The organism is Pseudomonas sp. R84, from assembly GCF_009834515.1.
GTDB lineage: Bacteria > Pseudomonadota > Gammaproteobacteria > Pseudomonadales > Pseudomonadaceae > Aquipseudomonas.
This window is the reverse complement of the sequence record NZ_CP019426.1, coordinates 580,113-605,688: the sequence shown is the minus strand read 5'-3', so window position 1 is coordinate 605,688 and position 25,576 is coordinate 580,113. Positions and strand designations below refer to the sequence as shown.

The window sequence follows — 25,576 nt, the reverse complement described above, 5'->3', positions numbered from 1 at the left end:
TTGCTTTACTTGATCAATCTGCCCAAACCATCGAGCAAACGCTGCAACGCGCCCTGATTGCGGCGCATCACCGCCAGCCCGGCCTCCGCCATGCGCTGCGCATCACGCGGCAGTTCAAACAGGCGCTGTACTTCCACCGCCAGCCCTTCGGCATCATCGACTTCGGCCAACGCTCCGGCTTCGCGCAATTGCGCGGCGATGTCGAGGAAGTTGAACAGGTGCGGGCCGCTGATCACCGGTTTGGCCAGTGCTGCCGGCTCCAGCAGGTTGTGCCCGCCGTTAGGCACCAGACTGCCGCCAACAAACGCGCTGTCTGCCAGTGCATAAAGAAACAGCAATTCACCCATGGTGTCGCCGAGCAGCACCGACGTCTGCGCATCGACATTGGCGGCAGTCGAACGCCGCACCGTGGCAAAGCCTTCGCGCTGGCACAACTCGAACACTGAGTTGAAGCGTTCCGGATGCCGCGGCACCAGGATCAGCAGCGCATCCGGGTGATTGGCCAACAAGCGGCGGTGGGCATCGAGCACCACTTCGTCCTCGCCTTCGTGGGTGCTGGCGGCGATCCACACTGGGCGCTCCAGCGCCTGCCACTGCCCGCGCAGTTCGACGGCGCGTTGCAACAGTTGCGGGTCGATGGTCAGGTCGAACTTGATCGAACCGGTGACTTCGACTGTCTCCGCACGCGCGCCCAGATCACGGAAGCGCTGGGCTTCGGTTTCGGTCTGTACAGCGAACAGACTCATTTCGGCGAGCATCGGCTCGGTCAGTTTGCTGAAGCGGCCATAGCCGCGTGCCGAACGCTCGGACAAACGTCCATTGGCCAGCGCCACCGGAATCCCGCGCTTGGCGCACTGGTGAATGTGATTGGGCCACAGTTCGGTTTCCATGATCACCGCAAGCTTGGGCTGAGCGCGATCAAGAAAGCGCGCCGCCGCACACGGCAAATCGTAGGGCAGATAGCAATGCTGGATGCGCGGCTCGTTGGCGAACAGCGCCTGAATCCGCTCCGATCCGGTCGGGGTCATGCAGGTCACGGTGATCGGAAGCGTCGGATAACGTTGCAGCAAGGCGCGGATCATCGGTGCCGCAGCAATGCTTTCGCCCACCGACACCGCGTGCACCCAGATGCCGCCGGGTTGCAGTTTCGGCATGCCGTAGGAGAAGCGTTCGCCGATCCGCTTGGCATACGCCGGCGCCTTGCGTGCGCGCAGCCACAGCCGAATCGCCACCAATGGCAGCCCCAGGTAAAACAGCGCGGTGTAGAGAGTTCTATTCATGGCGGCGGAGTTTATCGACTTTTGTCGCCGATCGCGCGCAAGTGCACGGCAAAACGTTCGGCCAGCCAGCGCGCGGCCGGGCCGAGGGGTTCGTCGCGGCGCCAGACCAGTTCCACCACCAGCGCCGGTGGCGTCCATTCGCTGTCGAGTTCGACCATCAAGCCCTGATACGCCGAGTACTGCACCACATGGCGCGGCAACCAGGCCCAGCCGAGATCGCGCACCAGCCATTCGGACATGACGTAGAAACTGTCGGCGCGCCACACCTGTGGGCTGGCCGGCTCGTTGCCGGGATAAACGCTGGTTTGCGTCGACATCAGCAATTGCCGGTGCTGCGCCAGTTGCTGGCAGGTCACGTAGGACTGTGCCGCCAACGGATGATTGATCCCGCAGACCGTGACCATCTCCACGCTGCCGAGCACGCGGCGCTCCAGCGCTTCGGGGATTTCATCGTGATAGAACAACAGGCCAAGATCGGCGCGGCGCTCGACCAGTTTGCGTGCAACCTCACCTTGAGCGGCGCTGGTCAGTTGCACTTCCAGGCTGGGGAACTGCTCGGCCAGTTCACCGAAACTTTCCACCAGCGCCTGATAGGGCATCGCCTCGTCTTGCGCCACGCGCAACTGTGCTTCCTGTCCCCGCATCATTGCCATCGCCCGGCCATTAAGGCGTTCACATTGACGCAGAACTTCCCGCGCTTCTTCGAGCAAAGCTTCGCCCGCTTCGGTGAGCGTTGGCTGACGGCCACTGCTACGCTCGAACAGGCTGACGCCCAAGTCATCTTCGAGCATGGCAATCGCACTGCTGATCGCCGACTGCGCTTTGCGCTGCTGGCGCGCCACGGCGGAAAACGAGCGGTGCTCGGCGACGTCGACAAACACCCGAAGTTGATCCAGATTCCACTGCATGCTGACTCACCGACCCATCTCTGTAACAGATAGGTAATGACTTTACCCCATCTGGCGAATCACTAGAATGCCGCCTCAGCAAGCAACGTTTCACATTGAGGATTTGAACATGAACGCCTACGCCTACCTGGCCATTGCCATCTGCGCCGAAGTGATCGCCACCGTTTCGATGAAAGCGGTCAAAGGCTTGAGTACGCCGCTGCCATTGGTGCTGGTCATCGTCGGCTACGCGATTGCGTTCTGGATGCTGACGCTGGTGGTGCGTACCGTACCGGTCGGCGTGGCCTACGCGGTCTGGGCGGGCATGGGCATTGTCATGGTCAGCGTAGCGGCGCTGTTCATCTACGGGCAGAAACTGGATATCCCGGCGATGCTGGGGATGGCGTTGATCGTGCTCGGCGTCGTCGTGATCCAGCTGTTCTCCAAGACCGCCGGCCACTAAATCCAACCACATCCCCTGTAGGAGTGAGCCTGCTCGCGATAGCTATGTATCAGACAACATAACTGTTGAATGAAAGACCGTTATCGCGAGCAGGCTCACTCCTACAGGTTTTGTATTCCACGTGTTGATCATCGACAAATCCGCCCCTTTCCCGAGTCTGTATACTGCGCCCTCGTCTTGAACACTGAGGTCGCTGCATGCCATCCGTTATTTCCACCGACGTTCTGATTGTCGGCGCTGGTGTCGCCGGCCTCTGGTTGAACGCGCGTCTGCGCCGCCAGGGTTTTTCGACCGTACTGGTGGAAAGTGCCAGTCTCGGCGGCGGGCAGAGCGTGAAGTCCCAGGGCATCATCCACGGCGGCGCCAAGTACGCGCTGCACGGTGCCCTGACCGGCGCTTCGGAAGCCATCGCCGACATGCCGCGGCGCTGGCGTGAAGCGCTGGCCGGCAATGGCGAACTGGATCTTTCCGGTGTGCGCCTGCTGTCCGAAGCTCACTATTTGTGGTCGCCGGGCACTCTGGCCGGCAACCTCACCAGTTTCTTCGCCAGCAAAGCCGTGCGCGGCCGCGTCGATCAGGTCAAGGGCGAGCAACTGCCGCCGGCCCTGCAAGACAAACGCTTCAAGGGCAAAGTCTATCGCCTCGCCGAACTGGTGGTCGACGTGCCGAGCCTGATTCAGCGTCTGGCCGATCTGGCCGGCGATGGCCTGCTCGCCGGGCAAACCATCGAGCCACTGCTGGAAGCGGGTGTACTGGTCGGCTTGAGAGTCGACGGTCGCGAGATTCACGCACAGCGTATTGTCCTCAGCGCCGGCGCTGGTACGGCCCAACTGCTCGAAGACCTTGGCCTGACTCAGCCGGCCATGCAACGCCGCCCGCTGCACATGATCATCGCCAAAGGGCCGGGGCTGAAACCGCTATACGCCCACTGCCTGGGTGGCGGCACCAAACCGCGCATCACCGTGACCACGCACCCGGCCGCTGACGGCCAGTGGGTCTGGTACATGGGCGGCGACATCGCCGAAAGCGAAGGCGTGCACCGCGAGCCAGCCGAGCAGATCGCCACCGCGCAGAAAGAGATTGCGCAGTTGTTACCGTGGATCGACCTCAGCACCACGCAATGGGCGACCTTGCGTGTCGACCGTGCCGAACCGCTGCAAACCGGCCTCACGCGTCCGGACAACGCCTTCCTCGCCGAACAGGGCCGTTTGCTGGTCGGCTGGCCGACCAAACTGGCGCTGGCGCCGGACTTCGCCGATCGCGTGATCGCCTCTCTTGAGCGCGACGGCATCCAGCCGCAAGCCGCCGAACCTTTGCCGGCGCTGCCAAAACCACCGATGGGCGTTCCCGCCTGGGAGCAGTTGCTGCCATGACCATTGCCACCCTGCATGACCTGCATCGTCCTTTGGGCAGCACCGGTCTGACGGTTTCGCCACTGGGCCTGGGCACGGTCAAACTCGGCCGTGACCAAGGGGTGAAATACCCCAACGGTTTTCAGATTCCCGGCGACGACGAAGCGCGCATGCTGCTGCGTCAGGCGCGCGATCTGGGCATCAATCTGATCGACACCGCTCCGGCTTATGGTCGCAGCGAAGAACGCCTTGGCCCGTTGCTACGCGGCCAGCGGCAAGACTGGGTAATCGTCAGCAAGGTCGGCGAGGAGTTTGCCGATGGCCTGTCGCGCCACGATTTCAGTGCAGCACACACACGGATGTCGGTGGAACGCAGTCTGCAACGTCTTGAAACCGATTTTATCGACCTGGTGCTGGTGCACTCCGACGGCAACGACATGGCCATCCTCGAGCATGAAGATGTTTACGCGACACTCGCAGCGCTCAAGGCCGAAGGCAAGATTCGCGGCTTCGGCTTCTCCGGCAAAACCGTCGAAGGTGGCTTGAAAGCACTGGAGCAAGGCGACTGCGCGATGGTCACCTACAATCTGAACGAACAAAACGAGAAAGCTGTCATTGACTATGCTGCTGCCCACGGCAAAGCCATTCTGGTGAAAAAAGCCTTGGCCAGCGGTCATGTTTGCCTGAGCCCGGGCGTCGATCCGGTGCGCGCCAGCTTCGAATTGCTGTTCGCGCAACCTGGCGTAGCCAGTGCTATTGTCGGCACGATCAATCCGCTGCACCTCGCCCACAACGTTGCGACCGTTGCCCAGGTCCTACGTGGTCACTGACGCCGCTTCGCGGCCTTAAGCAGGAGCCGATATGCCGCGCACGCTCATCAGAAAGAACCCGAGCAACTTCAAGACCCTGCCGCTGTTCGTCGAAGCTACCCCCGAAGGCCTGACCTATCAGAGCGTCGGCATGCCGCTGAACTTTGCGCAGACCTTGCAGCGACGCAAACCGGTGAGCGTGGCCGACACTGAGCGTTTCTCGCTGGAGTTGGCCAATCTCGGCGTTTCGGTACGTCTGACCCTGCATTGGCAGAATCGCGATTATTGGGTGCTGGTGCGCCAGCGCCGACAGGACCGTGGCGACGTCGTGCTCAAATTGATTTCCGGTTACGTGCCGGCGCATGAGCTGAATATTCCGCTGCACACGGCGATTCAGGAAATTGCCGAAGAGTGCTTGCTCGAGACACCGGAAGGCTGGCTCGGCGGGCGTTTCAACGACACCTGGCTGCCAGCACCCTACTCTGCGGCCCTGCATTATCGCGAAGCCCTGCCGTTTCGCCTGACGCCATTGTCCGGCTCCGCGCGCCCCATACGCAGCGCCAATCTGCAATTGCTCGAACGGCCCCGGGCCTATGTGCACCTTCCAACCGCCTCGCTGCAATTGATTTACGACTTGCGCCTGGATGTGCCCAAGGAAGCCAAGTCCCTGAGCCTGTTCCACGTCGACGAGCGTCTGGAGGGTGATCAACTAGTGGCCCGACTCGACCGCAAGCGCCCCGACCTGTACTTGATGCCACTCAAGGACGGCGCACCACTGGCCGAGTTGTACACGCTCAAGCGCGACAAACTCGTTGCCGCCAGCACCCGAGGTCTGTATTTGGCCGAAAGCTTTGCGACACAAACCGGCTGGGTCGTGCGCGAGGAGCGGATTCGCTGGAAGGACTGGCTGGTGCAACAGGGCCTGCAACCGGCAAAAGCCCCGCGTCAGGGGCTCAAGCAGTTGAGTATCAAGGCGCTGCGATTAGTCGGGCTAGGCAAAAAAACCGCCAAATAGCGGTTTAGCGGCGGCGATCCCACCACGTGCGCAACCCGGCGAAGAAATGGAAGTAGCGGTTTTCGCGCTTGCCCATGCCGCGCTTGGGCGAGAACGATTCATCGGCAAATACACCGGTAATGCGCACCCGTGATGCCTGGGTCGGCAGCGTGCAGATTTTGGCATCCACCTGCTGCAGTGCATATTTGAGCAAGCGTTCTGAATGCAGCTTGCGACCTGTCACCTTGCAGAATTCGAAAATGCGCTCGATGCGCTTGCCGTACGCGACATAGGTATCGCGCCCACACACGGCAAAACGGTCGTTCAAACCGCCCCACCACTGCCAGTCCGGAATATAAGCGTTGTGCTTGCGAGCCTCAGGGTGAGCGAAGACATAGGCAGGCAATGCGCTGTGAAAGAAATTGTCCGGGCGCACGAACACGACGAAATCCGGATTGAACGGCTCGATCATGCTGGTCACGGTGTGCAGTGAGTTGAGCTGATAGATCAGGTTGCGCAATGACGCATAGTCATCGGCCCAAGTGTCGCCCTGTGCCTTGACCTGCTCGAAGTCCCAGCGATCCAGCACGCCTTCGGTCGAGGTGAGCGTGCCGATCATCGACTCGAAGGGCTGATAATTGTCAGCCTTCAATTCGCCTTTTTCGCCGGAACGCGTGTTCTGCACCTCATCGATCTTGTACAGATGGTAGAAGCATTTTACGTCGCTGCCCGCAGGCAGCTGCGCCAGCACGTTCTGTTCGATGGAAGGGAAACAGATCGGCGAATTTCTCGGGATCCCGAAAAAAGCCACGGCAATTTTCAACACTCGACAGCACCTTTTGAAAGTAGGTCGGGCCTGCTGGCAACCGGATAGACGATATCGCTTACTTCTGCCGAAACAGCTTCTGCCACCAGCGAAGGGGTTGCAGAGGCACCACAATGATGTCCGACTTCTGCAGCCAGTCACGCTCATAGTCCCAGGCATGGCCGCCCCAGAGTTTTCCGGCTTCGTTGGAAAACCCCAGGGTCATGAGCTGATAGTTATAACCGGCATGAGCGCGCAACCAGTCGAACAACACCAGCGTGTTGAAACCGGTAGAAGGCCCAACGTAGCGCTTGCCACCCGGGCGATCGACCGGGTAGTTCCACAGCGGCGGCAATGGAATGCGATCCCAATACATGGCCACACGTGGCAGTGGACACATCGGCGCGGCGCAGCCCACCAGCATGCTGAAACAGCGCTCACTCGCCTGTTCAAACATCCGCTGTACCGGGGGCGCGTAAGGCAGACCAAAAAAATACGCGTCCGGCGCGTTGTAGCCATGTACGAAGACATTGACGCTGTGCTCGTTGAGCAGCCCCGCCTTGATGCAGGTATTGAAGCTGACGACGACGTCATCAACGCCAATGTTCAGTGCCTGAAAATCTGCCGCCGTGATAGCCGGATTGTTGGCAATCAACACGACCCGGGGCGTACGGCCCAGACAGTCGAGAAGCTCAGCAGGCAAAGCCTCCAGAACGGATTGATCACCACCGGGCAGCGCATCCAGCGCCATGTAATCGTCCTTCATTCAGACCGGCACCTTCATTCCGTAACGCAGCTTCACCCAGAACCGTGTAAACGCTGAAGGCGGCTGCCATGGGCGCATCTCACGCTGGATTTCCGTGGCCAGCGCCTGACCGACACGGGCAAAGGAATAACGACTTTGCGCAAACTCCTGGCCGTTGCGGGCAATACGCTCTGCCAGTTCCGGATCGCTTTGCAGCAGTTTGATCTTCTCCACCGCCTCTTCTTCGCTGCGGTAGAACACGGTGTTGTGCATGTCTTCAAAGCCGAGCAAGCGGTCTTCTTCGCCCTGGCTCCAGGCCAGCAGCACACAGCCGCAAGCCATGGCTTCGTAGTTCTTGATCATGAACTCGTTCATGCCGATGTCGGCGCTGACGAAAATCCTGATGCGATTGAGTGTCTGCAGGTATTCCTCACCCGACTTGGTGCGGGTCACCAGCATCCCGGTACGTTGCGAAAGCGACTCGAGCATGGCTTTGCGCTCGGCGTACTCGGTGCTTTTCAGGCTGCCAAGAAAGCCGACGGGAATGTCCCGCTCAACACCGGTGTTGTGCAGCATCTGCTCGTCGTAACCTTTGGAGACGAACACCGTGTCGATGCCTTCGGCCAACATCTTGCGCGCGACCACGGCACCGGACACCAACGCCCGACAGCTCGGCAGGCGGCTGTACAGACGGGAATACACGCCACGGTACTTACTCGCCGGCATGTAGTTCTGATAGGCATCGTGCTCAAGGAAAACCAGCCCGGGTATGCATTTGAGCACTTGCAGTTGCGTCGCCAGACGCTTGACCCGGGAGAAAATCACCACGCGATCAAAGGTCTGGTAATCGACCGAGGCCAGAAACGTCCCCAGATGCAACTGCTGCTGTTTGCTCAAACGATAGATGAAACATTCATCACAGTTCTGCTGCACGATGTCGTAGAGCCGGTCGAGAATGACCCGCTGCTCGTCCATCACCAGGAGCATGACTTTCATAGGTTAATTGACCACGCGACGTAGACAGGCAAGCGCATCGGATTCAAAGCTGCCTACATCAACGGAAACGGCAAAATCCCCAAGGCAAAATCCGTTCACACGCAGTACACAACGGTAAAAATTCATCTGATCAACGACTGCGAATCTTCTCGACAATCGCAGTTGTCGAGCTGTTTTCCACAAGCCCCAAGACCTTCACGGTGCCGCCATAAGCGGTAACGATATCAGCGCCGACCACCTGATCGATGCCGTAATCGCCGCCCTTGACCAGCACATCCGGCTTGACCTCGCGCAACAGGTTTTCCGGGGTGCCTTCAGGGAAGCTGATCACCCAGTCCACAGCGCCGAGGCCGGCGAGAACCGCCATGCGTCGATCAACGCTGTTGATCGGACGGCCCGGGCCTTTGAGGCGGCTGACCGAAGCATCATCGTTGACCGCGACAATCAGACGATCGCCCTGTGCTCGCGCCTGCTCCAGGTAGGTGACATGCCCGGCATGCAGGATGTCGAAGCAGCCGTTGGTGAAGACGATCCTTTCGTTGTGCGCGCGGGCATCGGCCACGGCGAGCAGCAACTGCTCAAGACCGAGCACACCACGCTCGGAACCCTCTTCACGCTGAATGGCGCGACGCAGTTCCGGGGCGCTGATGGCCGCCGTACCCAGCTTGCCGACGACGATGCCTGCGGCCAGATTGGCCAGCGCAACAGCGTGGGGCAGGTCTTCACCGGCGGCAATCGCTGCGGCCAGGGTCGAAATTACCGTGTCACCGGCACCAGTGACGTCGAACACTTCACGGGCACGGGCTGGCAGGTGCAGTGCCGGCTGGTCGGGACGCAGCAGGGTCATGCCGTGTTCGCCGCGTGTCACCAGCAGCGCGCCGAGTTCGAGGTCGTGCATGAGGCCGGCGCCCTTGCTCACCAGCTCATGCTCATCGACGCAACCGCCGACGATGGCTTCGAATTCGCTGAGGTTCGGGGTAATCAGGCTGGCGCCACGATAGATCGAGAAATCCTTGCCCTTCGGGTCGGCCAGCACCGGGATGTTCTTCGCGCGGGCGGCCTGGATCAACGCCTGATGGTTTTTCAGAGCGCCTTTGCCGTAGTCGGAAAGTACCAGCACCTTGATGCCTTCGAGCAGGTCGTCGACCTGCGAACCGAGGGCCAGGGCGTCGGTGGCGAACGGTTCTTCAAAGTCGATACGCAGCAGTTGCTGGTGCCGGCTCATGACCCGCAGCTTGACGATGGTTGGCTGGTGCGCGATGCGCTGGAACAGGGCACGAACGCCCGCGCCTTTGAGACTGTTGCTCAGGCTGTCGGCAGCTTCGTCGTCGCCGGTCACACCGACCAGCGACGCCGGCGCACCCAGCGCGGCAATGTTCAAGGCAACGTTCGCGGCGCCACCTGGACGGTCTTCGATCTGCTCGACCTTAACGACCGGCACCGGCGCCTCAGGGGAAATCCGTGAGGTTCCGCCATGCCAGTAACGGTCGAGCATGACATCGCCGACTACCAAGACCGGGGCTTGATCGAAACGCGGCATGGACAACTTCATGGAGCAACCCACATACAAAATGAACAGGGGCGCGATATTAACACAGGGTAAAGCGCCGTCCGCCTCAATCTGAAAGGTCGCGCACCCAGAACAACTCGTGACGCCGGACCGCCTTGCGGAAAAACTCGTTACTGCCCGTTTCAGGCCAGCGACGGCCGGCCAGAGCCTGCTGGATCCAGCGGCGCAATTGCCGTTTGAACACTTGCCCGCCCTGCAGATCGTGTTCCATGGCCAGTGCCATGGCTTTGTCCAGTTGCACATCCGCTGACAACAGCGGACTCCACAGCCGGTCAGCCGGCAATGGCTCGATGGCCGGCGGCAGCGCAATACCGGCACCGGCAGGCCCCATCGGCCAGCGATCGTTGTCGTGCAGGTGATTGGCGTACATCAGCAGGGTTGTCGGTTTCCAGTGACTCAACTCGATAGCCTCAAGCAACGCCCGGGTAGAGGCCACATGATCGCTGTGAGGATCAAGCTCAGGATGCGGTGTGACAATCACGTCTGGACGATAGTGCTCAAGCAGTGCAGTCAGGTCGCCCAGCAGATTTTGCCAGGTGGGCTGCCCATCGACGTCTGCAGGCAAGGTCAACGGGTTGTGCCGGCGCACACTGCGGATGTCGTTTTCCTGCGATTCCCGGGAGCCGAACGCCTGGGTCGGTTTTTCGGCCATCGAGGGCAGTTGCAGGCAGTAATAACCCAGTTGCACGCAACGCTCGGCGGGCACTCCGCCCCACAGCGGAATCGTCAGGCTGTCCCAACTGCGCAAACGCCCCTTTAACCGCGCGGCTGCGGCTTGGTCCAGACCCAGTCGCTGGAAGTTTTCAGCTTCGATCTCGCCTTGGGTCAGCGTGACGATGCTGACGTCTTCGCAGCGGCTGTAAAGACCGAATGCCGCAAGCTCGGCATCATCGGCATGAGGAGCGATGACCATCACTCGCTGGTGGGCATAGTCAGCGTTGAGCATGACCCACAGCGTGCCCGTGGCACTCGGCGCACAATAGCGGCCGCGCAACGTCAACGAACCTTGCGCCAGCGCAGCGGCCTGCCCGGAAAGATTGAGGAAACGCCGGCCGTTGACCCCGCGCTCGAAGTCCTGGCGATCCGCGCCCACTTCAATATAGGGGTCTAGCCAGCGCCCCAGCCAAGTGGATTTCACTTCAAGCTCGAGCACCAATGTCTCGCCTTGCGCCAGCGGCTCACCCAGGCGCACCAGGCCGCCCTCAAGGCTCACGGCCTGCCGGGCCGTGCGTGACGGAAAGTCGTATTGATAGTCGTCAGAAGGCCGATAGAACAGATGATCGGCGAACCAGGCCTCGTGCGCGACCCAGGCCAGCACCAGCAACACTGGCACCAGCCACCACGCAACCAGCCATCCGATCAGCAACAACCCCACCAGGAAGGCAATCAGGAACAGACGCTTGTTGCGCCGATGGGCCTTGAGAAGCTGTTGCTTGCGAGCGCTCATGAATTCAGACCTTGTAGACCGGCACCGTGTGGCACCAGCGATCCTTGTACTCACGGTCGGCACGACCGAATGAATAGCGCAAAGGCTTGTCCAGAGCTTGCGCGTGCGCCCAGGCCTCTTGGGTGTTGACGAAGCTCAGCACACTGCCGGGACTGAACTCGCGGCTCTGCGGGTCAACGCCACCGTTGATGTATTCCAGCGAAACCCATTGCGGGGCCTCGACGCGGTACAGCACCTGAATGGCCACGGGTGCCGAATCGAGCATCGCCACCGAACCGGTCATGAACTCGCGCAGCAAGGTAAATACGTCAACCAGCCCGGCCTTGCCCGGCACCTCGAAGCCCCAGCGACGCTGGAACAAATCACCGTAAGCGGCAGCCTGTTCCTGCGGGGTAAAGTCGGACATCGGCACCAGCGATCCGCCCGCCTCTTCCAGCAGGCGCTGCTCACGACGCTGGTTGTAGCGGAATTTCTTCGAATACTCTTCCGGGAGCCGAGCCAGAGCCAAACCCTCAGGCTGTGGCTTCAATGTGCTGATCTGATCGGCATTGAGCTGGGAGACATAAGCCATACGCTGGCGCACCGGTACGCTGACATCTGGCGCGATCGGCAGAATGATTTCCGCATTGCCCATGTCCAGCAATCCACGCTTGCCCTCGCGCTTGAGCACTTCCTTGGACAAGGCGACATGCCGGCCCCAGCAGGGAACGGCGGCAAGCACTTCACCGCCAATCACCCAGCCCAGGTAGCGCAACTCGATGCCCAGGAATGTCGACAAACGCTCGACGACTTCGGGGTGCGTGGCAAAGCTGCCACCGAAACGCTGCCAGGCCCGGGCGTAGCTGTCGCGGTCGATTTCGCTCCAGCCACGCTCGCGAAAGCTGCGAAACATCGTCAGCATACGTTGGTCGCGTGTGCCGGCTGAGGCTCGTCACCCTCTTCAAACTCTTTGGCATGCAGACGGGCGTAATAGCCGTTCTGCTCGAGCAATTGCGCGTGAGAGCCGCGCTCGACGATACGGCCTTCGTCCATGACCAGAATCAGGTCGGCCTTTTCAATCGTGCTCAAGCGGTGAGCGATCACCAGGGTCGTGCGGTTTTTCACCACATGATCCAGTGCAGCCTGAATATGCCGCTCCGACTCGGTATCGAGAGCAGAAGTGGCCTCGTCGAGAATCAGCAGCGGCGCATCCTTGAGCAGCGCCCGGGCGATGGCGATGCGCTGACGCTGGCCGCCGGACAGCAGCACGCCGTTTTCGCCGACCATGGTTTCATAACCTTGCGGCATCTTGATGATGAACTCGTCGGCATAGGCCTCTGTAGCCGCGCGCTTTACTTCATCGAACGGCGCGCCGGCCAGATCGCCGTAAGCGATGTTGTTGGTCACCGTATCGTTGAACAGGGTCACCTGCTGGGTCACCAGAGCAATCTGCCGACGCAGGCTGCGCAGGGTGAAGTCCTGCACCTGCACGCCATCGAGCAGAATCTGGCCCTGCGCATGATCATGCTGATAAAAGCGCGGAATCAGACTGGCCAGGGTCGATTTGCCACTGCCTGAGCGGCCAACCAGCGCGACCATTTGCCCCGGTTCGACAACAAAACTGATGTCGTTGAGCACCGCTTTGTCGGTGTCGGGGTAGTGGAAGCTGAGATTGCGCACTTCCAGACGACCTTCGAGACGATCCTGCTCGACCGTGCCCCGATCCACCTCCGCCGGCTCATCCAGTTGCTCGAAAATACTCTCGGCACCGGCCACACCCTTCTGGATGGTCGAGCTGACTTCCGACAACTGACGGATCGGTTTCGGCAGCAGGCCGGCCATGGTGATGTAAGCCACCAGATCGCCCGGCGAAGCATCGCCGCGCAGATACAGCACGAGGAACATGACCACGGCCATGGCGCTGTAAGTCACCAGTTGCAGCATCGGCGTGTAAACCGCGCCGGTCTTGGTCATCGTCAACTGCTTGTCGGTGTTGCTCTGGCTGGCATCGCGAAAGCGATCCTTTTCGTACTGCTCGCCACCGAAGCTGCGCACAACGCGGTAGCCATGAATGGTCTCGGAGGCGACGTGCGTGACGTTGCCCATAGAGACTTGAATCTTCTTGCTTTGCTTGCGGAATTTCTTGCTGGTGCTGTTCACCATCAAACCGATCAACGGCAGGATGGCGACCATCACCAGAGTCAGCTTCCAGTTCATCCACAACAGCGTGCAGAACAGGAAAATCACGGTCATACCTTCACGGATGACGACTTTGATCGCATCCGTTGCTGCACCGGTGACCATCGTCACGTTGAAGGTGATTCGGGAAATCAGATGGCCGGAATTGTTCTTGTCGAAGAAGCGATTGGGCAACTCCAGCAACTTGTTGAACAGCACCACCCGCAGGTCATGCACCAGCCCCAGCGAAACCCGCGCCAGAAAGAAGTTACCCAGGTACGACCCCACGCCCTGCCACAGCGCGATGAAGACAATCATCAATGGCACGGTTTCGAGCAACTGCAGCTTGCCCAGATATGGGTTGCCCGGGAACAGACTGGCTTCAGGATTGGCCAGACCGTCGACAAAGTATTTGAGGATGTAAGCGAGCATCGGTTGAGTCGATGCGAAGATCAGAAACCCGACGATGCTGAGAAGGAAAAGGCCGGCATAAGGCCGCACGTAAGCCAAAAGGCGGAAATAGATCGCCAGCGTGGACTGGGCTTTCGGTTCAGGACTGCTCATGGTGATCCGCGCAATTCAGTGAGGTGCCGATGATATCACACGCGTTTTTGCCCCGATAAACATGACTTCAAGCCAGCCTTCGACCAAGTCGGTTAAGATACCCCGCTAATGATGGGGAGCCCGATATGCAATCGATTGATCACAGCACTTACGAGGCACTGCGCAAAGGTGCACACGTACTGGAGGCCGACGGTTCCGGCGACAAGGTGCTCAGATTGGCCGATGGACGCATGCTCAAGCTGTTCCGCCGCAAGCGGTTGCTCAGTTCGGCGCTGTTCTACCCCTATGCACAACGCTTTGCCGACAACACCCGGGCACTCGAACAGCGTGGCATCCTCTGCCCGAAAGTGATCGCGGTGTACCGCATTCCGAGCATCGAACGCGACGCTGTGTATTACAGCCCGCTGCAAGGCAATACAGTGCGTCAGTTACAAAGCACTGGCGAAGAAGCTGACTCACTGCGATTCCAGCTGGGCGGCTACTTCGCTCTGCTACACGAAAAAGGTGTGTACTTTCGGTCGCTGCACTTCGGCAACGTCGTGCAGACCCCGGACAAGCATTTGGGCCTGATCGATATCGCCGACTTGCGCTGCCAGAAGCACGCACTCAGTGACAGTAAACGGCTGCGCAACTTCGCTCACTTGCTGCGCTACAAGGAGGACCGCCAATGGTTGCTCGGTCAGGACGCCGGCGAAACTTTTGTCGAAGGCTATCGCCAGGCGTTGCCGAGCCACCGACAAGCGCCGCTGATCTCACGCCTGCGTCCGCTGCTCGGTTAAGCCTTAGCGACCTATAATCACCACGGTGGCACCTTTGCGATTGGCGAAATGCTCGATGATGCGCAGCTTGTGCGCCACCAGCCAATCATTCAACCAAGGCTCGTCACCTTTGGCCTCGATGAGGAAGTACTGATAGTCGCCAGCGTGAGCTGCCGACATCGCTTCCTCAGCGGTCAGTACCGGCATCACGTAGCCGCGACCGGCGTAATAGCTGATCCGCCCATCCTCGAAATACGTCTTCGCACCCGGCTCGACATGCGCGGACAACCAGCGACCGGCCTCGACGTAATGCGTTTTACCCGCACCGGTGGAAATGACGTTCGACAGCATAACCAACAACCCCAGCACCACCAGCCACTTGCCCCAGCGCGGGAAATCGCGAACAAACGCCGCCAGCCCCATCGCCAGCACGGGCACAAACAACAGATTCAGAAAGCTCAGGTAGCGCGCGTTCATGAACTGTTGTTTGATGAAAAACAGCACCAGCACGATCAGATACAACAACGCCGTCCAGGCGAAGGGACGGTACTCGCGCCAGTAAACACCCAGAAATCCCCAGTTACGTCGCAGCACGAAAGGGACGGCGAAAGGCCCCATCAACTTCACGAAGCTGATCGCCATGGTCGCCAGGATGCCAAAGAAAATGATCCGACCGGCTTCATCCTGGGAATACTTGTTGATGAGCGAGTTGGCAAACTGCTCGCACAGCATCTGAAAGGATGCAAACACACCGTGCGGCTCGATCATGTCCAGATACAGCATCACGCGCGCCGACATGAGCACACCGGTAACTGAAACAGCCACCAATCCCAAAACCGGTAGCAGCGAAAACTGAGCGAATTGCATCCGTCGGCTCGACGACCACAGATTAGGCAACTGCCACAGCGCCAAGGCCGGCACCAGGAGCAGGGCTTCCAGTCGAAACAAGGCAGCCGCAACAATGGCGAGATGGATGAGTGCAGCCCGCAGCCAACCGCCACGGGCTTGCCAGCGCAGCGCGAGCCAGAGTGTCAGGGTGCAGAAGAACCAGAAACCGCATTCACGGATGATGTCGTTTCGGAAGGCATTCACCGCCGGCATTGCCAATACCACCAGACACGCCCAACCGGCGAGTTGCGCAGACCGTTGACGTACGCAGTCCACCATCAGCGCGCTGGTGCCGGCAAAAAACAGCGCGCACCAAAGATAGGCGCTCAGCTCGAGCGGCAAATGCAGGACGGTATGCGTACCGGCCAGAAGAAAGGAAAACCATGGCCAGTCGAAAGTGACCCAGGCCACATTAGGCCCGTGCTCGGTGACCTGTTGCGCGATATCGATATACAGCGCGGCATCACGCCCCACTGTCGCGGTGCCCAGAACCGCAATCAGCGATAACAGCGCACTGCCCAGAAACGCCAGCCAAACCGGGTATTCGTCGATGACTCTGGAGACTCGAGTTGCCACGCTACCGCCCGTACCTTTCACCCAGCCACCTCACCGACATCCGTTACAAGGCCCGCGTAGTCTCCGCGACCCGTTTACCGAAACAGCAACCGCAACGCCTTACGCGTGTAGGACCAGCGCGAAAACGTCCGCCAGTCCGCACGCAAGGCCTGAAAATAGAATGCCTTGGCCAGCTTGTACTCGCCATGGGAATAACAGTCACGAAACAACGACAAGCAGCGCTGCGCAAGAAAGGCCTGGCGTAAATCACTCATTTCGTCGGGCATTCGTCGACTGGAAAAGACTTCGCTGACGACCTGCTCCGTACCGGCGGCAAGGCTTTGCCGCAAATCATGGCGCATGCTGTCGGCATGCTTGTAGATCAACGCCAAAGGCTTGTCCAGAACGGTGCAGGGATAGCGCGCCAGCACCTGGGCAAACACTGGCAAATCCTCGACGTTGCGCAAGTGTTCCGGGTAATTACCCATAACGAACACATCGCGATGCATCGCGCAGGCACCGTTGGAAATCGATACCGTCTTGCTCAACAGGTAACCCTGCAAGCGCTGCCGCGGCGTCACAGGCAACGGCTTGGCCGCCTGCAAGCTGCGTCGCCCGTCGGCGAACACCGACCAATGTGCACCGATCACCATCAGGCTGTGCGGATGACTGGCGATATGCTCAGAAAGCGCAGCCAGTGCGCCGGGAGCCATTTCGTCATCGGAGTCGAGGAATACCAGATACCGCCCGGTCGTCTCCTCAAGCCCACGATTGCGCACCGACGACAAGCCGCCATTGGCTTTGCGCAGCGCACGGAAGCGCCCGCCATGCTTGAGCAGGAGGTTTTCGACTACCTCGGGGGTATCGTCCGTTGACCCGTCGTCGATGACCAGCAGATCCGCGGTCGCCTCATCCAACTGCGCCAACACCGATTCCACTGCACGTGGAAGCGTTCGCGCATAGTTGTAAACCGGAATGACGACGCTGATCAGTGTTTCAGTCAAGTTCGTATCCTTTTACACCCTCTTTTACGACCAGAATATCTTCCATGATCAGGTATTCCAGATCAGAGCCGAAAAACATGTTCAGTGCGTCAGTCGGCGAGCAGATCATCGGTTCGCCACGACGGTTGAGCGAGGTGTTCAGCGATACGCCGTTGCCGGTCAGGTTTTCCAGCGCCTTCATCATGTCGTAGTAGCGTGGGTTGTATTCACGCTTGAGCACCTGGGCACGGGAGGTGCCATCTTCGTGGACAACTTCCGGTACGCGGGTCTTCCACTCTTCCGCCACTTCGAACGTGAAGGTCATGAACGGTGCCGGGTGATCGATCTTGATCATCTGTGGCGCAACGGTGTCGAGCATCGACGGGCAGAAAGGCCTCCAGCGCTCGCGGAACTTGATCTGGTGGTTGATGCGGTCAGCCACACCAGCCACGCTCGGGCAACCGATGATCGAGCGGCCGCCGAGTGCGCGTGGACCGAACTCCATACGTCCCTGGAACCAGGCCACCGGGTTGCCATCGACCATGATCTTGGCGATCTGCTCAGGCATGTTGTCGAGCTTGCGCCAGGTCGGCTTGTTCTCGTGACGCGCGCAGGCGGCAATCACGTCTTCGTTGCTGTACGACGGGCCGAGATAGACGTGCTCCATCTTCTCGACCGGTACGCCACGAGCGTGCGACACGTAGGCAGCGGCGCCGACTGCAGTGCCGGCATCGCCGGACGCCGGCTGAACGAACAGCTCTTTGATGTCGTCGCGAGCGATGATTTTCTGGTTCAGTTTGACGTTCAACGCACAGCCACCGGCGAATGCCAGCTTGCCGGTTTCCTTGAGCACATCGCCCAGGTAGTGGTCGATCATCTGCAACGCCAGTTTCTCGAACAGCGCTTGCATGCTCGCGGCGTAGTGGATGTATGGCTCGTCAGCGATGTCGCCTTCGCGTTTCGGACCCAGCCACTCGATCAGCTTCGGCGAGAAGTAGAAACCTTTGCCCTTCTCTTTGTAGCGACGCAGGCCGATCACGTTGGCGTAGTCGGTGTTGATCACCAACTCGCCGTTCTCGAACGAGGCCAGACGCGAGAAGTCGTATTTGCTGGCGTCGCCGTACGGCGCCATGCCCATGACCTTGAACTCACCATCAAGCATCTCGAAACCGAGGAACTCGGTGATCGCGCCATACAGGCCGCCGAGGGAGTCAGGATCGAAGAATTCCTTGATCTTGTGGATCTTGCCGTTTTCGCCATAGCCGAAAAAGGTTGTGGCGTACTCGCCCTTGCCGTCAATACCGAGGATCGCGGTTTTTTCTTTGAAACCCGAGCAGTGGTAGGCGCTGGAGGCGTGAGCCAGGTGGTGCTCGACCGGCTCGATCTTGATTTTTTTCGGATCGAAACCCAGTTGTTCCAGGCACCAGACAATCTTGTTGCGATAGCGCTTGTAACGGCGATTGCCCATCAGGATCGCATCAAGCGCGCGGTCCGGCGCATACCAATAACGCTTGGCGTAGTGCCAGCGCGCCTTGCCGAACAGGCTGATCGGGGCAAATGGAATCGCGACCACGTCAACATCGGACGGCTTGATGCCGGCCTGTTCCAGACAGAACTTCGCCGATTCGTAGGGCATGCGGTTCTTTGCATGTTTATCGCGTACGAAGCGCTCTTCTTCAGCCGCCGCCACCAGCTTGCCGTCGATGTACAAGGCCGCTGAAGGATCATGGCTAAGGGCGCCGGACAGGCCAAGAATCGTCAATGCCACAGGGGTCTAGCCTCTTTAGTCTGCGTGCAGGCGCGATGCGCCTTGAAAATTGATGTGCCCTCGCACAGGGCGAGTGACAGCTAAAGGGCGGGATTATAGCGTAAACGAGAGGGGAATTACCCTGCGCGATTGCCCCAGGGTGAATGGATTGGAGAAACCTTGCCCTGTACCTCAATAACCGCCCTTGCGCCAGTAAATACCGAGGTTGCCGTCGGTGACCTGACGAAAAACCGTATAAGGCAACGCTACTGTATCGAATACACCGGACAATGGCAGATCCAGCAGCACGAACGGCACCAGAAATCCGCTGGGATCAGGGGGCGCGTTAAGCACGCAGAAATCGAATGCCAGCCCGCTGTAAATCCGCGGAATCGATTGGCAGTAGGTGTTTTGTTTGCGCATGTCCCGGGCGACGTCGGCATCGTCCTGCAATACGGTCATGACGCTGCCACAGCCGGCCAGAACCCATGAAAATGCACTCACTGTTACAGCCTGTCTGATCATTAAAATTCGCCCTCCAAGGTCGTTGGGCAAATTAGCATCGGGGCTGAACGGGGCACAGTTCATGGCTTCTGGAGAGGCTGTAGGACAAGTCGCTGAATCTTGTCCTCCACTGCTGTAGTGGTTTGACTCAGGCCGCGCTGGAAATGTCCTTGGGCAAACGATGATCAATAATCTGATACAGCGCGCTGCTTTCAGGCCAGTTACGCATGAATCGCGCACGGTCACGGGCATAGGCCGGCGCGAAACTGCCGATAGTTCCATGCTGACACATCGAATCCAGATCGATCAGTGCCCAGCGATCCTGCTGCCAGAACAGGTTGTGCCCCTTGAAGTCGCCATGGCTGATGCGCTCGTCAATCAATCGCGCGAACAACAGGTCCAGCGCCTGCAATTCTGCCTCCGGTGCTTCGCCACTTTCAACATAGGGCGCAAAGCGCTCGATGATATCCGGCCCCGGCAGGAACTCGGTCACCAGATACGCACGGCTGCGCAGCCAAAAAAAGCGCTTCTCCAGCACCGCCAGCGGCTTGGGCGTAGCGATGCCGAGGAACGCCAGGCGATTGCCTTCACGCCACGAATGCCAGGCGCGACTCGGACGCCAGAAACGCTTGAGCCAATGCGCAAAGCCCTTGATGTTGTAGCGTTTGATCACCAGAGTGCGCACACCGGCCTGAACCTTGCCGACGCTCGCCGCACCACCGGTCTTGTACATATGGCCCTGATCAAGCAGCGCATCCGCCTGCGCAAGCACCGGCAGCATGGCCGGCTCTTCTTCACGACGAATTGCGCGCAGACCGAACGCTCCACGCTGCACACTGAACAGCGTGCACTCGCGACCGACCTTGAGCAGAAAGTCTTTCAGACGCCACCGGCGTACTTTGTCGATCTGTTTCTGCAAGGCTTCCAGCGGGAGCGCGTGCTCGCTGTTGCTCAACAGGTAATACACCAGCAATTCTTCAGTGAACGGCTCAAGCGCCTTGGGTAACTGGGCGAAAAATACCCCGAGATTTTCCAGGACTTTTTGTCGCGACAACGGCTGACCAGCGGTCTCTGCGCATACTCCGGCGCCGTCAATCAAGTACAACTGGCCGCCGTGACGCAGCAGATTATCCAGGTGCAGATCCTCCTGCCAGAGGCCTTTGCCGTGCAATTGGCCAATGGCGCCGAGCGCCTCGGCCAATACCGCCGACTGTTCATCTGCGAGCAACGGCAGCGACTCGACCTTTGCCCAGGCATCGCCAAGGCTTTCGGCGCCTTCAAGGAAATCGAACAGCAGCCAGCCACCTTCGTCACTGTTCAAACCGTCGGCCAGCAACAACGGTGTCGTCATGCCTTGCGCGGCCAACAAGCGCACGCCTTCCAGCTCACGCTGAAAATGCCGGGCAGCCTTGCCGCCGACCAGCAATTTGGCCAGTACCGGACGGCCACGCCAGACACCGGCGCCGACGTAGCGTTGCCCTGGCAGAACCCGCAGCAAACTAAGCAATTGCAGATCCGCATTTCCGGCGGCATCGGCCAGGGTCACGGTCAGCGGCAGTTGCGGGGTTCGCCCGACACCGGCCAGCTCGGACAATTGCATCAGCGCGTCTCCTTGTGACTGCGGCGCGCGGTCAGCCGGGCCAGCCAGCTGTCGAGCAGCGAGCTATCGGTGGGCTGATCGAGATAAGCCGCGAGCAATTCACGCAGTTGCGCCTCGTTCCATTCCGGCGCGCGGCGTTGCAGCGGCTCCAGATCCTTGATCCGGTCACGCATGCCGAACAATAAAGGACGGGTTTTTTCCAGGTCGATCAATTGCGCCTGATACCCGTCACCGCTGGCTCGCAGAAAAATATGTTTGGGATAGAAGCAGCCGTGCACCTGACGCACACCGTGCAGATGTCGAGCCAGCAATCCGCAAGCCTTGAGGATGGCCGACTGTTGCGCGGCACTGAGCTGCGCCCAACGCTGCAACAGCGATTCCAGATCGCTCCAGCCGTCCAGAGCGCGGGTCAGCAGGATCGCGCGAACTTCGCCATTGACCTTGCGTTCACCGAAGAACGCCGCCTGCAGCGCGGGTATGCCGAGCTTGCGATAGCGACTGATATTGCGAAACTCACGGGCAAAACTGGGTTCACCGAAAGGCGCGTGCAAAGTGCGCGTCAGGTAATTGCTCTGGCGCTTGAGGTAATAGCCCTGCCCTTCCAGGTCCAGACGGAAGACGCTACTCCAGCCACCACGGGCGGTATTGGGTTCATCCACAGCTTCAAGCTGCTTGGCCCACAATGCGTCGAAACTGCCGAGACCATGGCGCTCAAGCAGCGCGCGGTCTTCAGCGGCGAGAAAATCAGTCATTCGCGTCCCTCGAAAAATCTCACCACGTGCCGAATCCGTTTCTTGTCGGCGCTATCAAGCCGATCGCACTGGCGGTATTGCTTATAGAAGCGCAGGCGTTGGGTATTGGACAGGTGGTATTTGGCGAGTTTATCGAGACAGGCCAGATCCTTGGTGATCCGATACTTGAGCCAGAAGCCGCGCCAGAACTCGCCGTTAGGGCAATCGATCAGAAATATACGCGCCTGGTCATCGATCAACAGGTTGCGCCATTTCAGATCGTTATGGGTAAATCGGTGATCATGCATCGTCCGGGTATAACCGGCCAGTTGCCGACTGACAGCGTCGACCCAGACGCGATCCTTGAGCTTCGGATCCTTGCGCTCGGCGAGCGCCGAGAGGTCTTCGGTGTGCGGCAGTTCGCGGGTGATCATCGCGCCACGGTCATACGCCGCGCCACGTCGTTCCAGCCCCCAAGCGACCACTTCAGCGGTGGGAATGCCCCACTTGGCGAAGCGCTTGAGGTTCTGCCATTCCATCTTTACCCGCGGCTTGCCGAGGTAGCGGCGTAGACCTTTACCGGCGCCGACATAGCGTTTGACGTAATAGTTGACGCCGTTGCGCTGCACGCGAATCACTTCCGACAGCGGGTCACGGGTCAGGCGTTCGCCCTGCAACGCAAATACCGCTTCGAGGCTGCCGAAGTCTTCGGCGAGCTCGCCGTATTGCGGCTCGAGAGTCCAACCCGCCATCAGAGCGCATCCCCGTAACGCTGCTTGCGTGCGTAGAGTTTATTGGCTTTGCCTTCCAGCCAGTTCAGCAGCGGCGCTTCTTGCGCCAGGATCTGGCGCAGCGGCTGCTGGAAATAGCCCTTGAGAAAGCGCAGCTTGTCGCGGCGGGTCAGGCCGATGTCCAGCGCGGAAAAGTACAGTGCGGCCAGATCCTTGTTGCGCCAGCGCTGAGTAATCTTCGCGCGAGTCTGGGCGCGGTGCAGGTCGATCACCGAGAGTTTGAAGTCTTGCGGCGTCACCGGTTTATCGGTGTGCAGCAGGAAATGGCAGATGTAGCAGTCGCGATGGTTGACGCCGGCGCGATGCATCATGCCAGTCATGCGCGCGACTTCGGCAATCAGCGCGCGCTTGAGTTTCGGCTCGGGCGGCTGCTTGCCCCAGTCGATGCTGAAGTCTTCGAGGCTGATGGTCGGCGCCAGCTCTTCGGTGACGATGAACGAGTGCTGATCCGCCGGATTGCTGCCCTTCTCGCCGTAAGCGACGGCGGTCATGGTCGGCACGCCGACTTCCTGCAGACGCTGAATGGCTGTCCACTCCTGACCTGCGCCGAGTACCGGCAGCTTGGCGGTCAGCAGGTTCTTGAAGATCTCGCCCCAACCAATGCCACGGTGGATCTTCACGAAGAATCCGTTACCGTCGACTTCCGTGCGCAGTGTCCGGCGTGCTTCCAGCTCGCGGTATACCTCGCCCTGCAAGCCTTCGACTTCGGCGAACGGGTCGCGTCCGGCCCAAAGGCTTTTGAACGGTTCAGCCAGCATCAACTTCATTAAGCGTGCTCCGCCAGAATCACATCCGCCGCGTGCTGCGGCATGCTGTAGAGGTCGGCCGTGTCGGCGAAGGCCAGACCATTGCGGCTCCAGGCCGCCCGTGCAGCGTCGTCATTCAACATGTCGGTCAGGTATTGCGTCAGCTGTGCCTGATCGAATGGCTCGTCCAGCACTCGCCCGGCGTCTGCCTCGGCAATGTAATGGGCGTAACCGCAGACCGCGCTGACCAGCACCGGCAAACCGGCGACCAGCGCTTCCAGCAACACCGTACCGGTGTTCTCGTTGTACGCCGGGTGGATCAACAGGTCGGCGCCGAGCAGGAAACGCGGGATATCGCTGCGCCCCTTGAGGAACGTAACGTTATCGCCCAGACCCAAAGTCGCGCTCTGCATCTGGAACAATTTGGGGTCATCCTGGCCGATTACAAACAGCCGGGTACGCGTCTTCAGCTCAGCGGGCAATGCCGCCAGCGCTTTCAGGCTGCGATCAACGCCCTTGGTCTTGAACCCGGAGCCGATCTGCACCAGCAGCAGCTCGTCGTCCTTCAGATTGAATTCAGCACGGAAACCGGCGCGAATCTCATCGGCATCCGCCGGGCGGCGACGATCCTGGGCGATGCCTGGCGGCAGCAGATGGAAACGCTCAAGCGGCGTGTCGTAATGTTTGATGAACAGCGGCTGCTGCACTTCGGAAATCATCAGCACTTCGGTCTTCGCATCCTTGGCGAACACTGCGCGCTCGTACTCGGCAAAGTGGCGATAACGGCCCCAGCGGCGGTACAGCGAATTGCGCAAGTTCTGCGCCTTGTCTTCGAAGCAGCCATCGGCGGCGTAGTAGACGTCCAGCCCCGGCATCTTGTTGAACCCGATCAGGCGATCGACCGGGCGCTTGGCCAGGTCCGCTGCCATCCACGCGCTGAGTTTTTCGTTGCGACGGTGGTTGAAGAACGCCTTGACCGGCGCCACCAGTACTTCGAAGCCGGGCGGCACGTCGCCTTCCCAGATCAGCGTATAAACGCGAATCTGATGACCGCGCTTCTGGCATTCGAGGGCGATGCGCATGAAGTCGCGCTGCAAGCCACCGAACGGGAAATATTTGTACAGGACGAATGCCAATTGCATCAGCGCAGCTCCTCAGCCATTAACAACGTGCTCAGTCGGCTGGCGACACGCTCGGGGTTCAGACGCGTGAAGCACAGAGGCTGTTCACGCTTCAGGTCAAACTGACGGGCATCTTGCGCGGTCGGTTGATAGGTACATTTCTTTTGCAGGCACGGCGCGCACGGGAAGTCGCTGGCCAGGTGAATCTGCAGTTTGCCGTAGGCGCCGGTCAGGCCCGGGTTGGTCGGGCCGAACAGCGAGATGGTCGGCACGTCCAGTGCAGCGGCCAAATGGCCGAGACCGGTGTCCACCGCGACGCACGCTTGCGCACCGGCAAGGACTTTGCCGACGCCGGCCAGATTCAGCTTCGGCAGCACTTCGGCGTGCTTGAAACCGGCAGCGATGCGTTCGGCACGAGCCTTTTCCTGCGGGTTGCCCCACGGCAACTTGACGCCGACGCCGAGGTAACCGACGCGTTCGGTCAGTTCGCGCCAGTAGCTTTCCGGCCAGTGTTTGGTGTCCCACGTGGTGCCGTGCAGGAACACCACAAAAGCATTTTTGCGCGGTAACTCGACCAGACGTTCGACGTTGAGGCCGTAGTCGCCCAAACCTTTGGGCAAGTCGTAACCGAGGGCGATGGCGAACAACTGCCGCACACGCTCGACAGCGTGCTGACCACGGGCCACGGCCAACTTGCGATCGTAGAACCGCGACGCCATCGGTTCGCGGGCCGAACCTTTATCGAGGCCCGCCACCGGCGCTTTGACGTAACGGGTCAGCCAGGCACTTTTCAGCAGGCCTTGGGCGTCGATCACCAAATCGTATTTATTCGCGCGCACGCTTTGCTTGAAGCGTTTCCACTCACCGCTGGTGATGGTCTTCCAGATGTTCTTGCGCCAGCGGCGGATCGCCACCGGAATCACTTTGCCAACGGCCGGGTGCCAGGTCGGAATCTCGGCGAAGCCTTCCTCGACGACCCAGTCGAATTTGATCCCGGGGATGGCCCGGGCGGCGTCGGTCAGCGCCGGCAACGCATGAATCACGTCGCCCAGCGATGAAGTCTTGATCAGCAGTACCCGCAAC

General features: G+C 59.9%; 24 protein-coding genes. 5 read left to right on the top strand and 19 right to left on the bottom strand.

What is annotated here, in order from left to right; genetic code table 11:
* Window positions 1-5 precede the first annotated feature (5 nt).
* Together waaA and PspR84_RS02705 are read right to left on the bottom strand one after the other, a co-directional pair.
* Window positions 6-1,280 (bottom strand): lipid IV(A) 3-deoxy-D-manno-octulosonic acid transferase, encoded by a 1,275-nt coding sequence (gene waaA / locus PspR84_RS02710; RefSeq protein WP_160055283.1) that lies wholly within the window; start codon window positions 1,278-1,280, stop codon window positions 6-8.
* An 11-nt stretch (window positions 1,281-1,291) separates the two neighbouring features.
* A complete protein-coding gene (locus tag PspR84_RS02705) occupies window positions 1,292-2,188 on the bottom strand; it encodes a LysR family transcriptional regulator (RefSeq protein WP_160055280.1) in 897 nt (298 codons plus the stop codon).
* 109 nt (window positions 2,189-2,297) lie between these two features.
* Between PspR84_RS02705 and PspR84_RS02700 the strand changes: the two genes are divergently transcribed.
* The 4 genes from PspR84_RS02700 (at window position 2,298) to PspR84_RS02685 (ending at window position 5,806) form a co-directional block, all read left to right on the top strand.
* Window positions 2,298-2,630, top strand: coding sequence for an SMR family transporter (locus PspR84_RS02700; protein WP_099757821.1), 333 nt, complete (start codon window positions 2,298-2,300; stop codon window positions 2,628-2,630).
* 197 nt (window positions 2,631-2,827) lie between these two features.
* Complete coding sequence (locus PspR84_RS02695) at window positions 2,828-4,003, top strand: FAD-dependent oxidoreductase (RefSeq protein WP_160055278.1); 1,176 nt, start codon at window positions 2,828-2,830, stop codon at window positions 4,001-4,003.
* The gene (locus PspR84_RS02690) at window positions 4,000-4,812 is read left to right on the top strand and encodes an aldo/keto reductase (protein ID WP_160055275.1); all 813 of its coding nucleotides are present in this window, start codon (window positions 4,000-4,002) and stop codon (window positions 4,810-4,812) included. Before PspR84_RS02695 ends, PspR84_RS02690 begins: the two co-directional genes overlap by 4 nt.
* Window positions 4,813-4,843: 31 nt before the next feature.
* Window positions 4,844-5,806 (top strand): metal ABC transporter ATPase, encoded by a 963-nt coding sequence (locus tag PspR84_RS02685; protein ID WP_160055272.1) that lies wholly within the window; start codon window positions 4,844-4,846, stop codon window positions 5,804-5,806.
* Window positions 5,807-5,810: 4 nt separating this feature from the next.
* On the opposite strand, the gene PspR84_RS02680 is transcribed toward PspR84_RS02685, so the two are convergent.
* The 7 genes from PspR84_RS02680 to msbA all read right to left on the bottom strand — a co-directional run bounded on the left by PspR84_RS02680 (window position 5,811) and on the right by msbA (window position 14,069).
* Window positions 5,811-6,611: a hypothetical protein gene (locus tag PspR84_RS02680; RefSeq protein ID WP_160055269.1), complete on the bottom strand. Its 801-nt coding sequence runs from the start codon at window positions 6,609-6,611 to the stop codon at window positions 5,811-5,813.
* 58 nt (window positions 6,612-6,669) lie between these two features.
* Window positions 6,670-7,356, bottom strand: coding sequence for a hypothetical protein (locus PspR84_RS02675; protein WP_160055266.1), 687 nt, complete (start codon window positions 7,354-7,356; stop codon window positions 6,670-6,672).
* A complete protein-coding gene (locus PspR84_RS02670; RefSeq protein WP_160055264.1) occupies window positions 7,357-8,331 on the bottom strand; it encodes a glycosyltransferase in 975 nt (324 codons plus the stop codon). It lies immediately after the preceding gene.
* Window positions 8,332-8,461: 130 nt separating this feature from the next.
* Window positions 8,462-9,883: a bifunctional D-glycero-beta-D-manno-heptose-7-phosphate kinase/D-glycero-beta-D-manno-heptose 1-phosphate adenylyltransferase HldE gene (gene hldE / locus PspR84_RS02665; protein ID WP_160055261.1), complete on the bottom strand. Its 1,422-nt coding sequence runs from the start codon at window positions 9,881-9,883 to the stop codon at window positions 8,462-8,464.
* Window positions 9,884-9,947: 64 nt separating this feature from the next.
* Window positions 9,948-11,348, bottom strand: coding sequence for a PIG-L family deacetylase (locus PspR84_RS02660; protein ID WP_160055258.1), 1,401 nt, complete (start codon window positions 11,346-11,348; stop codon window positions 9,948-9,950).
* 4 nt (window positions 11,349-11,352) lie between these two features.
* Window positions 11,353-12,249 carry a GNAT family N-acetyltransferase gene (locus PspR84_RS02655; protein WP_160055255.1) on the bottom strand — a complete coding sequence of 299 codons (897 nt, stop codon included), beginning with the start codon at window positions 12,247-12,249 and terminating at the stop codon, window positions 11,353-11,355.
* Complete coding sequence (gene msbA, locus PspR84_RS02650) at window positions 12,243-14,069, bottom strand: lipid A export permease/ATP-binding protein MsbA (protein ID WP_160055252.1); 1,827 nt, start codon at window positions 14,067-14,069, stop codon at window positions 12,243-12,245. The genes PspR84_RS02655 and msbA overlap by 7 nt, the downstream gene beginning before the upstream one ends.
* A gap of 125 nt (window positions 14,070-14,194) precedes the next feature.
* Between msbA and PspR84_RS02645 the strand changes: the two genes are divergently transcribed.
* Window positions 14,195-14,848: a toluene tolerance protein gene (locus PspR84_RS02645; protein ID WP_160055249.1), complete on the top strand. Its 654-nt coding sequence runs from the start codon at window positions 14,195-14,197 to the stop codon at window positions 14,846-14,848.
* A 3-nt stretch (window positions 14,849-14,851) separates the two neighbouring features.
* Here PspR84_RS02645 and PspR84_RS02640 read toward each other — a convergent pair whose 3' ends face one another.
* The 10 genes from PspR84_RS02640 to waaC form a co-directional block, all read right to left on the bottom strand.
* Window positions 14,852-16,291 (bottom strand): hypothetical protein, encoded by a 1,440-nt coding sequence (locus PspR84_RS02640; RefSeq protein WP_238785199.1) that lies wholly within the window; start codon window positions 16,289-16,291, stop codon window positions 14,852-14,854.
* Between the two features lie 74 nt (window positions 16,292-16,365).
* Window positions 16,366-17,274 (bottom strand): glycosyltransferase family A protein, encoded by a 909-nt coding sequence (locus PspR84_RS02635; protein ID WP_160055244.1) that lies wholly within the window; start codon window positions 17,272-17,274, stop codon window positions 16,366-16,368.
* Window positions 17,267-19,021: a carbamoyltransferase gene (locus PspR84_RS02630; protein WP_123448351.1), complete on the bottom strand. Its 1,755-nt coding sequence runs from the start codon at window positions 19,019-19,021 to the stop codon at window positions 17,267-17,269. Before PspR84_RS02630 ends, PspR84_RS02635 begins: the two co-directional genes overlap by 8 nt.
* A gap of 171 nt (window positions 19,022-19,192) precedes the next feature.
* A complete protein-coding gene (locus PspR84_RS02625; protein ID WP_160055241.1) occupies window positions 19,193-19,525 on the bottom strand; it encodes a YceK/YidQ family lipoprotein in 333 nt (110 codons plus the stop codon).
* A 127-nt stretch (window positions 19,526-19,652) separates the two neighbouring features.
* Complete coding sequence (locus PspR84_RS02620) at window positions 19,653-21,104, bottom strand: lipopolysaccharide kinase InaA family protein (RefSeq protein WP_160055239.1); 1,452 nt, start codon at window positions 21,102-21,104, stop codon at window positions 19,653-19,655.
* On the bottom strand, window positions 21,104-21,856 hold the full coding sequence (locus PspR84_RS02615; RefSeq protein ID WP_160055237.1) for a lipopolysaccharide kinase InaA family protein: 753 nt from the start codon (window positions 21,854-21,856) through the stop codon (window positions 21,104-21,106). Before PspR84_RS02615 ends, PspR84_RS02620 begins: the two co-directional genes overlap by 1 nt.
* Window positions 21,853-22,587 (bottom strand): lipopolysaccharide kinase InaA family protein, encoded by a 735-nt coding sequence (locus PspR84_RS02610; protein WP_160055234.1) that lies wholly within the window; start codon window positions 22,585-22,587, stop codon window positions 21,853-21,855. Before PspR84_RS02610 ends, PspR84_RS02615 begins: the two co-directional genes overlap by 4 nt.
* Window positions 22,587-23,393 carry a lipopolysaccharide core heptose(I) kinase RfaP gene (gene rfaP / locus PspR84_RS02605; protein ID WP_160055231.1) on the bottom strand — a complete coding sequence of 269 codons (807 nt, stop codon included), beginning with the start codon at window positions 23,391-23,393 and terminating at the stop codon, window positions 22,587-22,589. Before rfaP ends, PspR84_RS02610 begins: the two co-directional genes overlap by 1 nt.
* The gene (locus PspR84_RS02600; protein WP_160055228.1) at window positions 23,393-24,514 is read right to left on the bottom strand and encodes a glycosyltransferase family 4 protein; all 1,122 of its coding nucleotides are present in this window, start codon (window positions 24,512-24,514) and stop codon (window positions 23,393-23,395) included. The genes rfaP and PspR84_RS02600 overlap by 1 nt, the downstream gene beginning before the upstream one ends.
* On the bottom strand, window positions 24,514-25,575 hold the full coding sequence (gene waaC / locus PspR84_RS02595; RefSeq protein ID WP_016985658.1) for a lipopolysaccharide heptosyltransferase I: 1,062 nt from the start codon (window positions 25,573-25,575) through the stop codon (window positions 24,514-24,516). Before waaC ends, PspR84_RS02600 begins: the two co-directional genes overlap by 1 nt.
* Between the last annotated feature and the right edge of the window lies 1 nt (window position 25,576).

Bases quoted from the DNA above. Each gene is read 5' to 3' on its own strand.
- waaA (WP_160055283.1), bottom strand. From the start codon at position 1,280: ATGAATAGAACTCTCTACACCGCGCTGTTTTACCTGGGGCTGCCATTG.
- PspR84_RS02705 (WP_160055280.1), bottom strand. From the start codon at position 2,188: ATGCAGTGGAATCTGGATCAACTTCGGGTGTTTGTCGACGTCGCCGAG.
- PspR84_RS02700 (WP_099757821.1), top strand. From the start codon at position 2,298: ATGAACGCCTACGCCTACCTGGCCATTGCCATCTGCGCCGAAGTGATC.
- PspR84_RS02695 (WP_160055278.1), top strand. From the start codon at position 2,828: ATGCCATCCGTTATTTCCACCGACGTTCTGATTGTCGGCGCTGGTGTC.
- PspR84_RS02690 (WP_160055275.1), top strand. From the start codon at position 4,000: ATGACCATTGCCACCCTGCATGACCTGCATCGTCCTTTGGGCAGCACC.
- PspR84_RS02685 (WP_160055272.1), top strand. From the start codon at position 4,844: ATGCCGCGCACGCTCATCAGAAAGAACCCGAGCAACTTCAAGACCCTG.
- PspR84_RS02675 (WP_160055266.1), bottom strand. From the start codon at position 7,356: ATGAAGGACGATTACATGGCGCTGGATGCGCTGCCCGGTGGTGATCAA.
- PspR84_RS02670 (WP_160055264.1), bottom strand. From the start codon at position 8,331: ATGAAAGTCATGCTCCTGGTGATGGACGAGCAGCGGGTCATTCTCGAC.
- hldE (WP_160055261.1), bottom strand. From the start codon at position 9,883: ATGAAGTTGTCCATGCCGCGTTTCGATCAAGCCCCGGTCTTGGTAGTC.
- PspR84_RS02660 (WP_160055258.1), bottom strand. From the start codon at position 11,348: ATGAGCGCTCGCAAGCAACAGCTTCTCAAGGCCCATCGGCGCAACAAG.
- PspR84_RS02655 (WP_160055255.1), bottom strand. From the start codon at position 12,249: ATGCTGACGATGTTTCGCAGCTTTCGCGAGCGTGGCTGGAGCGAAATC.
- msbA (WP_160055252.1), bottom strand. From the start codon at position 14,069: ATGAGCAGTCCTGAACCGAAAGCCCAGTCCACGCTGGCGATCTATTTC.
- PspR84_RS02645 (WP_160055249.1), top strand. From the start codon at position 14,195: ATGCAATCGATTGATCACAGCACTTACGAGGCACTGCGCAAAGGTGCA.
- PspR84_RS02625 (WP_160055241.1), bottom strand. From the start codon at position 19,525: ATGATCAGACAGGCTGTAACAGTGAGTGCATTTTCATGGGTTCTGGCC.
- PspR84_RS02620 (WP_160055239.1), bottom strand. From the start codon at position 21,104: ATGCAATTGTCCGAGCTGGCCGGTGTCGGGCGAACCCCGCAACTGCCG.
- PspR84_RS02615 (WP_160055237.1), bottom strand. From the start codon at position 21,856: ATGACTGATTTTCTCGCCGCTGAAGACCGCGCGCTGCTTGAGCGCCAT.
- PspR84_RS02610 (WP_160055234.1), bottom strand. From the start codon at position 22,587: ATGGCGGGTTGGACTCTCGAGCCGCAATACGGCGAGCTCGCCGAAGAC.
- rfaP (WP_160055231.1), bottom strand. From the start codon at position 23,393: ATGAAGTTGATGCTGGCTGAACCGTTCAAAAGCCTTTGGGCCGGACGC.
- PspR84_RS02600 (WP_160055228.1), bottom strand. From the start codon at position 24,514: ATGCAATTGGCATTCGTCCTGTACAAATATTTCCCGTTCGGTGGCTTG.